Raw genomic sequence first — 12,650 nt, forward strand, 5'->3', positions numbered from 1 at the left:
GGTCGCGTTTCGTTCAGGCGGGAGCCTGGACGTTCGATTTGCGCTGCAATGCGTTGAAGAGCGGGCTCAATACGAGCACGACGACAGCGTTGCCTGCCATCGCCACGAGGCCCTTCTCCCATTCCGGGAACCAGACCAGTACGGCTGAGGCAGCAGGAAGCAGCAACACGGCATAGCCGGTGGCAATGCCGCCCAGCACCGCAAACGCATTGGTTTTGCGCCACAGGAATGCGAGGAAAACGCCCGGCGCCAACATGCCGATGGAGGCATAGGCGTTCAGCCCGATATCGACGAGCGACTGGTTGGCACCGATCGTCAGATAAACGGCTACCGCCGCACATCCGACCATCGACGCGCGCGAGATCAGCAATTCCGACCTGTCGCTGAGATCGGGCAAGACCGGCCGCACCACGTTGCGGGCGAAGATCGATCCCGCCGTCAGCAGCAGAACCGAACCGGGCACCAGGGCCAGCAGGCAGGCGGTGCCAGCGAACAGGCCGATAGCCCATGCCGGATAGCGATCGGCGACGAAGCTGAGCAATACCGCGTTCGGATCGCCCCCCGGTGGCATCGTTCCAGCCAGCAGCGCACCGAAGCCAAGCAGGATGATGAAGAAATAGGAGAGGGAATACAGCGGCTGGAAAACCGCGTTGCGGCGCACGGCCCAGGTGTCGGACGCGGAATAGGTGAGCTGAAACATGTGGGGGAAGACATAGGTGCCCAGCGCCACGTTGATCCCCGCGGTCATCATCCACACCGTAGACAGGCCGCTATCCGCGTCACGTCCGGGCAGGCTGCCGATCCCCGGGTAGGCGTCCTGAACCCGGGTGAAGATATCGCCAATCGAACTTGCCCCGACATGGCTTGCGACGGTGACGCACAGGGCGACCACGATCACCACCATCAGGATATCCTTTACCGCCGCGGCAAAGGCAGCCGAACGCAGCCCCGCCGACATCACGAACAGCAGCATGAGAGCGGCCGCTGCGATGGCGGAAGCAGTATTCGAGATATCGGCATCGACGGAGAGCCGCAGCACCAGGGCCAGCGCCGTGATCTGGATCTGCACATAGACAATCAGGGCCGCAATGCCTGCCAGTCCGACAATGACGCCGAGCCACCGGGCCTGGTAATGATGCGCAAAAAAGTCGGCCTGCGTGATGAAACCACCCTTTTTCCCGGCCTGCCAGATATGCGGTGTCAGCCAATAGCCGACGGCTGCGGTCAGCGAGACCGAGAGGAAAGCGAGATAGGCTGGCGCGCCATAGGCCCAGGCATACCCTGAAATGCCCAGCACGGCGAAGGTGGTGTAAATCTCGCCCGCATTGAGAAACCAGAAGATCAAGGTTCCCATCCGGCGTCCACCGACAGCCCATTCGGTAACTCCGCCCAATCCGCGATTGCGCGATCCGTACAGGACGGAGCCGGCGATCGTGAGGACCACGAGCAGGATGGTGATGCCCAGCGCCATCAGGAGTTTTCTTCCTCGTCCAGGGAAAGCTCTCCGGACTCGTGGGCGCGCTTCCGATCGATCCGGTAGACCGCCCCGATGCTGGCGGTAGCCACCACGATACCGATCATCTGCCACAGCATGGGGAAGGGCAGAAACAGGCCGTCCCACGTTATGTCATTGATCCAGGGAATTGCTCCAACCTGCCATACGAAAGGCACCAGCAATAGCAGGAGATGCCACCGGCCTCGGGTGCCGGAACGCCGATCATTCTTCATGTTGTGTTTTTCCAAGGGGGTGGGCTGCTCAGCGCGCGCTCATGCCGCGATCATCGCGAACAATCTCGCCACCCTTCATGACGAAGTCGATGCTGCGCAATGCGGAAATATCCTCCAGGGGGTTGGCCGGCAGCGCGACGATATCGGCATAATATCCGGCTTCGATCTTCCCGATATCGTCCCTGCCCATCATTCGCGCCGGTTCGACCGTCGCCGACTGCACCGCTTCGAGCGGAGTCATCCCAGCCTTCACGTAAAGTTCTGCCTCGCGGATCGTTGCCGTCGTTCCACTATTGGGCTCGAAGGGAAACTGATCCGTGCCCAGTGCGATATTGACCTTCAAGGCGATCGCATTTTGCAGAGTTTTCCAGTGATCCTCACCGGTTTCAGCGACCCGCTGAAGATACCATTCGGGCGATCCGATCTTCCGGTAAAATTCCATGGCTCCGGGCTGCGTCACCACGATGGTCGGCACCAGCCAGGTGCCCTGACGCTTCATCTCGCGCAGGACTTCGTCATCGAGATGATATCCATGTTCGAAGCCGTCGATTCCGAAGGCGAGCGATTGCTTGGCTGCGGGGGAAGAGCCGTTATGGGCCGTAACCTTCACATTGTTGCGATGCGCGACCTCGATGAGTGTCTTCATTTCCTCATCCGTCATGGGCGCGGCGGAAATGGCACCGTGGGTATCCGAAATACCGCCGGAGATCGCGATCTTGATCCATGTGGCACCGTGCTTGATCTGCTCGCGCGCAGCCGCAGCGAGTGCATAGGGACCATCGGCTTCCAGCGAGCCATGGCCACCGGTGGGAACAATCACTTCCCCTGCGGTTTCGATCCGCGGGCCGGTGATCTGCCCGCTATCGATCGCCTTTTTCAGGGCAAAATCCGTTCCATGGTCTTCACCGATCAGGCGCAAGGTCGTGACACCGCTTTCCAACGATCGACGCGCATTTGCGGCCATGCGCAGCACTTCTTCCACGTCAGTCTCGTCAACCAGCGCGGCACCGGCCGCCCCGGGAAGTTTCAGACCGAGATGGACGTGCATATTCATCAGGCCGGGGACCAGCCACCGGCCATCCATGGGAATGATCGTCGCATTCGCGGGCATTGCCAGCGTGCCGGCAGGGCCGACCGCTTCCACCCGCTCCCCGCGAATGATCACCACCGCATCGGCCATGGTCTCGCCGGAGGTCACATCGATCAAGGTCCCCCCGGTGAGGACCGTCACATCGCTGCCGTTTGCGTTTGCGTCCTCGGCGAGGACAGGCCGTGCACCGATAAGTCCGGCGAGGAGGCAGCAGGTCACCAGCAGGTACATGCGCCGGAATGCGGTTTGCCAGAACTGGTTGCGCGTCATGAGCGATCTTCCCGTGAAGTGGTCTTGCGACTGATCCTGACAAGGATGCGATTTGCAGGCAATGATGCGAGTTAGCAGCTTTCATTGCGCAGAGCGCAAATCAGTACTGCGGTTCGCACTGCGCGGGTTCTGCTCGTGGGTAATGGTTTACCAGTAGAGGTGAATGGCGGTGCCTTGAGTGGGCGATGTATCGATCTGCAGGGAAATTCCAATATTCTGCGCGCGCTGCCGCATTCCCTTGAGCCCCAGCCCACTTTCCGAAAGAGGACGATCCGCTTCCGCTGCCAGATCGAAGCCCTTGCCATTGTCGCGGACCCAGATGTTCCGGTCGTCGGCATGCAGTTCGATCACGCTTGCGTCGGAATGCTTGACCGCATTGGTGATTGCTTCCTGGACTATACGCATGATCCCGAGAACGCCCGAGCGCGTCTGATTGTCAAACCGCGGGTCGCCTTCCACATTCCATTCCAACCGCGCGCTATGGCGGGCGAGCAGCGGTTCGAGCCGGTTGCGGATCATCCCCAGGACTGCCGGTATGTCGGCATCGGCATGCAGGCTGTCGATCATCAGAGCCATGTCGGTGAGCGCGTCCTCGATCGCGTCGCGCAGCACCGGATCGTCCCGTCCCGAGTTTTCAAGGTAGGCGAGCGTGTTGACCAGTTGCCCGCCGATCCCGTCATGCAGATCGAGCATGATCCGCTGGCGTTCCTGGGCAACGACCTGCTTTTCCTTCTGCCGGCCCAGCGCGCGATACATCTCGTCCAGTTCGACAGACTTGGCGCGCACCTGGTCTCGCAGTGACTCGCTGAGCCGGTCGCGCTGGCGTTTGATCTCGACCAGCCATTGCACCAGCGTCCAGCTGATCCCGGCGAACAGGAGCGTCACCGCGACCTGCCCCAGCGGCAGGCGGACGACCTGCTGAGCCAGGAAGGAATCGAGCCAGGCGGTCACCGCGCAGCTCGCCGAGAGGCTGAACAGCAGGACCAGCGCAATACGGTCCGCGCGCGCGAGGAGGGGCGTCGTAAGCAGGATCCAGAGAATGCAGATCACAGCGACAGCGACGCCGATGAAACTTGCGCCAGCTGCGCTAACGCCCAGCACCGGGTACCCTGCAAGCAGGATCGCCAGGCCGGCTGCGATCGTCGCGTGGACCGCCACGAACGCCGGTTGCGAACGTTCCTGAAAGAAGTCGCGCAGGAACATGTAGAGGCAATAGGCGGTCCCATGCATCGCCAGGATCGAGGCAAATCTCCACCAGGGCCCTGGCGGGGCCATGTTCGGGTAGGCCAGTTGCCAGCCGAAAATCGTCGCGCCTGCCATTGCCAGGGGGAGCCAGCCCAGTCCCTGTCCCCGACGGTTCATGCGCCAGAGCGCGAAGAACGCGCCCCCGAGAATGGCGGCCAGACCGATATTCATCCGCACCATGCCGGTCCGGAAGGCGAACCGGCTCAGCCAGGTCAGCCGGATCGCGTCCGCTTCCCCGACATAGACGGGATAGAGCGCCAGTCGGCCGATATCCGATTGCGTCAGCGTGATGTCGATCCGGTTGGCACCCGGGCGCAGCACCGGCTCTGGCAGGGCTCCGTAAATCGGCCTGTTCCAGTCGTGCCACAGCGGGCCGTCCGGCTCGGAGTTGGGCGACATCCTGATGCCATTGACTTCGATCCGCGCATGGTCGGTCACCCGCGGTGCAACGAAGGCCTGAAGGTCATCGCTGGCGGGCCTGTCGAAACTGAGCCGGTAGTGGGCACTCACCACGCTCGTATCGCGCTCCAGCGCGGTGACATGGGGGAGTGTGACGGGCCTGAAATCCTGACAGTCCGGCTGGGGCGCATCCGCGCGCTGAAGGCACATCTCGGCGCTGTCGAGGCGCTCGCCCCGCGTCATTTCGGGATAGGGGTTGATCGCCAGCAGCTGGATCAGCGCGGTCAGCGCGCCGATGAAAAGCGGGATCGCCAAAAGCAGACAGAGCGTGCGCAATAATCCGCGCGGCGCAGCCTCGACCTCGCCCCTTTCAATAAGCAGCTCTTTCAAAACAGGCCGAGACGGTTTGCGGTGGCCACGGCCTGGGTGTTCGAGCCGACTTCAAGCTTGCGGTAAACATTGTTGATATGCGTCCCGACCGTGCCGACTGTGATGTTGAGCTTGTCGGCGACTTCCTGCCGTTTGAAGCCATGCGCAATCAGCCGGAGAATGTCCTTCTCGCGTGCGGTCAGCCTGATCTCCAGCCCATCGTCCTTCGGCTCCTCTGGCTGCGGGACGAGATTGAGGAGATAGCGCGCGATCTGCGGGCTGATCGGGCTGCCGCCTTCGAGAACGGTCAGCAGGTTGCGCCCGACCTCCTCGGGCCGGTCGTTCTTGAGGATGTAGCCCGTTGCACCCGCCGCAATAGCTTCGATTACGCGATCCTCATCGGCGAAGACCGTCACGACAAGGCTGTCGCAGGGCCAGTCGGCCGCCTGGGCAGCGCGGATGATCTCTACGCCGGAGCCATCGGGCAGGCCCAGATCGACCAGAATTGCGCGTGGTCTGACCTGAGAGAGTTCGAAAAGACCTTCGCGCACCGATCGCGCGATCGAGCATGTCCGTACCTGTGTCAGCTGCAAGACCGCCCGCGCGAGCCGGTCGGCGGTTTCCCGCCGGTCCTCGACGATCACGACATCGACCGGCGGCGACACGGCCTGAACCGATCGGTCGGTCACAGCGGTTCTGCCGATACGGGTGGATTGGGATGCTGCGTCACCGTCTGGCTTCCTTATACCCGATCGATCCTGCGGTCGCTCCGGGAGCGAGGGTCTGTAAAGGAATGTGTCGCAACGGCACAATCCGGGTCGGGACCAGGGCCATAGCAGACGTCAAATCGACCGAACATCAATGGATCCGTAGATGGTTCGGCCCTCACCAAAATTCTAAACCGCCAAACAACTGGTTCAATCCGGGGAAAATGCGGACCGGCATTCAGGGACGTGCCGCCGCCGCACCCGGTCATTGATCGCGTTGTTGAGGTGGGCAAAAGTGACATTCGGAACAAGCGCAAGGCGTGGCTTCGGCTGCGCCCGGTGGCGTTTCTGGCAACGACCGGGACACGTCCGCCAATCGCTTCGGGCTGCCCTAATGCGCACCCCTCCGGCGTTCCGGGGATCGATCCTGTCCGTTTTTCTCGCGGCGCTCGCGCTGTTCCTGCCTGCCGCCGCTGCGGCCCAGCCCGTGCTGCAGGTTTACGGTGTGGTAGACAGTACGTCCGTAGCCGTTCCCAACGGGTCTTCGTCCCGAACCGTGGCAACCGATTTCGGGGCTGTCGACGAGGCGGGTGGCCAGGTCCTGCGGTATTTCCTTCTCTACAATCCCGGGAACGCCCCGCTGACGATCACCGATGTTTCGGTGTCTCCGGGAAGCGTGTTCCGGATTCCCCAGGACAATACGGGGGAGATCACTGCGGGCGGCAGCAAGACGATCGCAATCGCATTCGATCCGAACGGAGGCGGGCCGTTTTCGGAGACGGTCAGCGTGGCGAGCGACGATCCCAACAATCCCAGCTACACCTTTCAGGTGTTCGGCGATGGCATCGCCACCTCCGGACCGACTGTTACGCTGGGCGCGCTCACCGACGCCGGCAGCAACACCTACACTTCCAGCATTACCTTTTCGGCACCCGTCACAGGCTTCACCGCCGGCGATCTGGTAACGACGAATGCCAGCGCGACGCTGAGCGGGTCAGGGGCCAATTACGTGGTCACGCTGAGCCCGTCCGCGTCCGGTCAGTTCAGCGTGCAGGTACCGGCCAACATCGCGGTCGACGGATCGGGAAACTACAACCGTCCGTCGGAAATCCGCACCGCGACGTTCGATCCTCCGCCGGGGGGTGTCCTGCGCGTGACGGGCAGGGGCAACACGATCGCAAACGGAGACATGTCGCCGCGTAACGCGGACGGAACCTCCTATGGCCGGATCGTCGTCGGAGAGAGCGCCGTCGACCGGACCTTCGTGCTTCATAACGACGGGGCGAACGCGCTGGCGGTTTCTTCCATCACTGTCGACAATGCCACGGGCAGTGCGTTCAGCCTTGTCGGAGCTGCGCCGGGTCCGATCGCTCCGGATGGGTCCGCGTCGATTACCGTCCGGTTCGATCCTCCCGCCGAGGGAGCATTCGATGCGACGGTGCGGATCGCGAGCGATGATCCGAACAACGCGACATATAGCTTTGCGGTGCGCGGAGCCGCCGAGGCTGCGGCGCCGCAGCTCTACGTTTTCCGCAACGGTATGCCGGTGCAAGATGGTGCCGCGCCCAATGCGAATACCGATTTTGGCACGATCGACGTCGGAGGCTCCGAGAACCTGCAGTTCGTCGTGTACAATGCCGGCAATGCAGAGCTGACCTTTGCCGCCTCCATCTCCCCGACCGAGGGGTATCGCCTGTCGCTGGTGTCGTCGGGCACCATTCCGGCCGGTGCCTTCAAGGCCTTCGAGGTGTTCTTCGAACCGCAGGCCGAAGGCAGTTTTCCGACCACGGTTTCGATCGCGAGCAACGATCCGAACACTCCGGAGTTCACCTTCGAGATGGCAGGTGCTGCGGTCGCGCCGGTTCCAACGATCGGCGCGATTTCGCCGGACGAGGGGGGAGGTGCCGGCGGGACGACCGTCACCATCTCCGGCACGGGATTTTTGACCGCGCAAAGCGTGACGTTCGACGGAACCGACGCGACCAGCTTTACCGTGGTGAGCGACACCGAGATAGAAGCGGTCACGCCCGCCCATGCGCCGGGCGCCGTCGATGTGGTGGTGACGACTGCGGGCGGAGCCGCAACCGCCACTGGCGGCTACACCTACCTCGCATCGAGCGACGCGACGCTGGCATCGCTGTCGGTCAGCGAGGGGACGCTGAGCCCTGCATTCGATCCTGCGGAGACCGATTATGCGGTCGCGGTCGGCGAAGCGGTCGCGACGATTGTTCTGACGCCCACCGCTTCGGATGCCGGGGCCACCATCACCGTGGCGGGCACCGTCGTGACATCGGGCCAGGCGAGCGCCCCGATCGCACTGTCGGCGGGGCAGAACACGATCGTGGTCGAAGTGACCGCCCCCGACGGCACGACCCAGCAGTATAATGTCGTGGTAACGCGCGCGCCCTCGAGCGACGCGACGCTGGCAGCGCTTTCGGTCAGCGAAGGCACGCTTACGCCAGCGTTCGATTCCGCGCGCTCCAATTACACGGTGCGGGTCGCCAACGATGTGGAGACCATCACCGTGACGCCGACCGCAGCGGGTGTTGGCGCAACGATCACCGTGAACAGTGTCGCCACGGCATCCGGTAGCGCGAGCGCGCCGATTTCTCTGGTAGTCGGCACTACGCCGATCACAATTCGCGTGACCGCCGCCAACGGAGCGTCGCGTGTCTACAGCGTACCCGTAACGCGCGCTGCGCCGCCGACGGTCCGGGTCTATTCCATGACCGGCGGTCAGGCTGTCGTCGCCAATGGCAGCACCGCTGCGACCCCAGGCACCGATTTCGGCGAGGTTGATGTCGGGGCGCAAGGCACGCGCCTGTTCGTCGTCAATAACGCGGGCGATGCGCCGCTGACGCTGAGCGGGCTCTCCGTAACAGCCGGGCAAGGCTTCTCCGTCCCCGCGCTGGCGTCGCAAACGCTGCAGCCCGGCGAAAGCTACCAGCTCTCTGTCCCCTTCAGGCCGACCAGCACGGGCGACGTCACCGGCACCGTTTCGATCACCAGCGACGATCCGAACGCGCCGACCTACAGCTTTGCGGTTTATGCAAGCGGGGTAGCGCCGGTGCCGACGATCGGCTCGGTCTCACCGGAACAGGGAGTCGCGCGGGGCGGCGCCTCGGTCACCATTACGGGCACGGGGTTCCTGACCACGCAGAGCGTGACCTTCGGCGGCACGGACGCAACCGCTTTCACCGTCGTGAGCGATACCGCGATCCAGGCGACGACACCTGAGCATCCGGCGGGCGCCGTCGATGTGGTCGTCACCTCGCCGGGCGGAAGCGCCACGGCCACCAATGGCTACCGCTTCCTCTCGGGCGATTCGACTCTGGCGAGCCTTGTCCCGAGCGACGGGACGCTGTCGCCCGCGTTCGACGCGGCAGAGCAGGACTATAGTGTACGGGTGGCCCATTCGGTCGACACGATTACCCTGACCCCAACCGCTAGCGATGCGGGGGCGACGATCACGGTCGACGGAAACGCGGTGGCTTCGGGAAGCGCGAGCGCTCCGATCGCCCTGCCGGTCGGCGTCACAAGGATCGTTGTCCAGGTGAATGCCGCCGACGGCACGAACCGCCAATACTCGGTGGCGGTCACGCGCGCTGCGTCGAACGATGCGACGCTATCCGCGCTGACGGTGAGCGAAGGGTCGCTGACCCCGTCCTTCGATACAGGCGAGCTGAACTATTCGGTGGCGGTGGCCCATTCGGTCACATCCATCGTGCTGACCCCTACCGCTTCGGATGCAGGCGCAACGATCAGGGTTGCCGGTAGTATGACCGCGTCCGGCAGCGCGAGCACGCCGGTAGCACTCGGCGCGGGCACGACATCGATCGCGGTGATCGTCACGGCAGCCGACGGCACGACGCAGCAATATACCGTTGCGGTCACCCGCGCCCCGTCGAGAGACGCGACCCTCGCCAGCCTCGTGCCGAGCGATGGCGGGCTGACGCCTGCATTCGACCCGGCGGAGCTGAGTTATGCGGTATCGGTCGGCAATGATGTCGACGAGATTACGCTGACGCCGCGTGTCGCCGACGCCGGAGCGACGGTGACGGTTGCGGGCAACGCGGTGTCTTCGGGCAGCGCGAGTGCGCCGGTATCTCTGCCGGTCGGCACGACCTCGATTGCAGTGGTGGTGACCGCCGCCGATGGCACGACGACGCAGCAATATGACGTGGCGGTAACGCGCGTGCCGTCCAACGATGCCAAGCTCGCGGCACTGACGCTGAGCGAAGGCACGCTCCAGCCCGCCTTCGGCCCGTTCAACACGAACTACCTGGTCGATGTCGCCAATTCGGTCACATCGATCACCGTGACGCCTACCGCAGCGGACGCCGGTGCCACGATCACAGTGGCCGGCAATGCAGTCACTTCGGGCAGCGCGAGCGCGCCGGTGGCGCTGGCCGTCGGCAGCACTTCGATCGCGGTGGTCGTCACGGCGGCGGACGGCACGACGCTGGAATACACGATTGCGGTAACGCGCGCTGCGTCGAGCGATGCGACGCTATCGGACCTGACGGCGAGCGAGGGGTCTCTGTCGCCGGCCTTCGACTCCGCCCGGACCAGTTATTCGCTAGCCGTTGGCACTGCCGTCGATTCGATCCGCCTGACGCCGACCGTCTCCAATGCAGAAGCGACCGTGACGGTGGCGGGCAATGCGGTCGCATCGGGCAGCGCGAGCGCGCCGGTGGCGTTGAACGTCGGCGCAAACTCGATCCCGGTGGTGGTGACGGCGGGGAACGGCGCCACCCGAAGCTATACCGTTGTGGTAACCCGCGCCGCGCCCCCGACGATCAGCGTTTATTCGACCAGCGACGGCGTCCAGCCGATCGCCGACGGCTCGACTTCGAGAACTCCGGGAACCGATTTCGGCGAGGTGACGGTCGGCTCCTCGGCATCGCGCAGGTTCCTGATCAGCAATGGTGGCAATGCCGATCTCATAATCTCGAGCGTCACCGCGACGCCTGCGACCGGATTCACGGTACAAGCCGCGTCGTCGAGGACGATCGCTCCGGGTGGGTCCTACGAGTTTGAGATCCGGTTTGCCCCGCAGACCGAGGGAAGTTTCACCACGACGATCGCTATCTCAAGCAACGATCCTGCAACGCCTTCCTTCAGCTATTCCCTCTACGCAACTGCCGCGGCGCCGATCCCGACGATCACCGCTATCGCGCCGGCGCAGGGCCCGGCATCGGGCGGAACCGCGGTTTCGATCACCGGCATGGGTTTCCTGACGGTGAGCAACGTCACCTTCGCAGGGGTGGGGGCAGACGCGTTGACCGTGGTCAGTGACACGCGGATCGATGTCACGACGCCCGCGAATGCTGCAGGCAGTGTCGATGTGGTCGTCACATCCCCGGGCGGCGCGGCGACCGCGACCGATGGCTATCGCTTCCTTTCCGGAGATGCGGCGCTGTCCGGCCTTGCGGTGAGCGAGGGCACGCTGACACCGGCGTTCGATCCGGCGCAAACCGACTACGCGGTATCGGTGGGCAGTACGGTCGAGGCGATGACACTGACCCCGACCGCCTCGGACACCGACGCCACCATCACCGTCGCTGGCAACGCGGTCGCCTCGGGCAGCGCGAGTGCGCCGGTGACGCTGTCGGTTGGCACGACCTCGATAGCGGTCGTCGTGACCGCCGCCGATGGCACCACCCGGCAATATAGCGTGGCGGTAACCCGCGCCGCGCCTCCCACGATCGCGGTGTATTCGAGTAACGGAGGCGTGCAGCCGATCGCCAACGGCACGACTTCGGCGACGCCGGGGACCGATTTCGGCCAGGTGGCGGTCGGATCCTCGGGATCGCTCACATTTCTGATCTTCAACGAAGGCGATGCCGATCTCGTGATCTCGGGCCTCACCACGTCTGCGATGGCCGGATTTACCCTGCCAGCTGCGTCCTCGACGACGGTCGCTCCGGGCGGTTCCTACGAGTTCCCGATTGTCTTCGCGCCGAAGACCGATGGCAGCTTCGACACGACGATCACAATCACCAGCAACGATCCTGCGACGCCGAGCTTCACCTACAGCCTCTACGGCACGGCTGCCGCGCCCGTCCCGACGATTTCGGGCATCGCCCCTGCGGAAGGTCCGCCCTCCGGCGGCACCGCCGTCACGATTACCGGCACGGGCTTCCTGACTGCGAGCAGCGTCACCTTCGCGGGTTCGGAGGCAAACGCATTCAGCGTCGTCAGCGACACGCAGATCGATGCGACCACCCCGGCGGGCGTGGCGGGTCGTGCGGATGTGGTCGTCACATCCCCGGGCGGCGCGGCAACGGCTACCGATGGCTATACCTACCTTTCCAACGATGCGCAGCTTTCGGCGCTGTCGGTGAGCGAGGGCGCGCTGAGCCCGGCCTTCGACCCCGCGCAGTCGAGCTACACGGTTGCGGTGGGCAACAATGTCGACACGATTGCGCTCACCCCGACGGCATCGGACGCCGACGCAACCATCACAGTTGCGGGCAACGCGGTGGCCTCGGGCAGCATCAGCGCCCCGATCACGCTGGCGGTTGGGACAACCTCCATCGAAGTCATGGTGACCGCCGCCGATGGTACCCGGCAGAGCTACACGGTCTCTGTGACACGCGCCCTTTCGAGCGATGCGACCTTGTCGGCGCTGGCGGTAAGCGAAGGGTCACTGAGCCCGGCGTTCGATCCGGCGCAGCTGAGTTACGCGGTTGCAGTGGGCAATGATATCGATGCGATTACCCTGACCCCAAGCGTGTCAGATGCCGACGCCACGATCACGGTCGCTGGCAATGCGGTCGCCTCCGGCAGCGCGAGCGCTCCGGTGGCACTGCCGGTCGGGACCACGACGATAGAAGTGG

At 64.1% G+C, this 12,650-nt stretch carries 6 protein-coding genes; 1 reads left to right on the plus strand and 5 read right to left on the minus strand.

The window, feature by feature from the left end; translation table 11 throughout:
- Nucleotides 1-13: 13 nt before the first annotated feature.
- The 5 genes from ADAD_RS0102340 to ADAD_RS0102360 all read right to left on the minus strand — a co-directional run bounded on the left by ADAD_RS0102340 (nucleotide 14) and on the right by ADAD_RS0102360 (nucleotide 5,790).
- Complete coding sequence (locus tag ADAD_RS0102340) at nucleotides 14-1,471, minus strand: sodium:solute symporter family protein (protein ID WP_010408775.1); 1,458 nt, start codon at nucleotides 1,469-1,471, stop codon at nucleotides 14-16.
- Entirely contained in the window at nucleotides 1,471-1,728 is a 258-nt protein-coding gene (locus ADAD_RS15410; RefSeq protein WP_050803667.1) for a DUF3311 domain-containing protein, read from the minus strand. Before ADAD_RS15410 ends, ADAD_RS0102340 begins: the two co-directional genes overlap by 1 nt.
- Before the next feature lie 28 nt (nucleotides 1,729-1,756).
- A complete protein-coding gene (locus ADAD_RS0102350) occupies nucleotides 1,757-3,088 on the minus strand; it encodes an amidohydrolase family protein (RefSeq protein WP_010408779.1) in 1,332 nt (443 codons plus the stop codon).
- Between the two features lie 147 nt (nucleotides 3,089-3,235).
- Nucleotides 3,236-5,068 carry an ATP-binding protein gene (locus tag ADAD_RS0102355; RefSeq protein WP_237700713.1) on the minus strand — a complete coding sequence of 611 codons (1,833 nt, stop codon included), beginning with the start codon at nucleotides 5,066-5,068 and terminating at the stop codon, nucleotides 3,236-3,238.
- A 50-nt stretch (nucleotides 5,069-5,118) separates the two neighbouring features.
- Nucleotides 5,119-5,790 (minus strand): LuxR C-terminal-related transcriptional regulator, encoded by a 672-nt coding sequence (locus ADAD_RS0102360; protein WP_010408783.1) that lies wholly within the window; start codon nucleotides 5,788-5,790, stop codon nucleotides 5,119-5,121.
- A 412-nt stretch (nucleotides 5,791-6,202) separates the two neighbouring features.
- Here ADAD_RS0102360 and ADAD_RS16800 point away from each other — a divergent pair.
- On the plus strand, nucleotides 6,203-12,650 hold a 6,448-nt coding region (locus tag ADAD_RS16800; protein WP_010408787.1), incomplete at its 3' end, for a cadherin-like beta sandwich domain-containing protein.

The organism is Citromicrobium sp. JLT1363 (assembly GCF_000186705.1).
Taxonomy (GTDB): Bacteria; Pseudomonadota; Alphaproteobacteria; order Sphingomonadales; family Sphingomonadaceae; genus Alteriqipengyuania.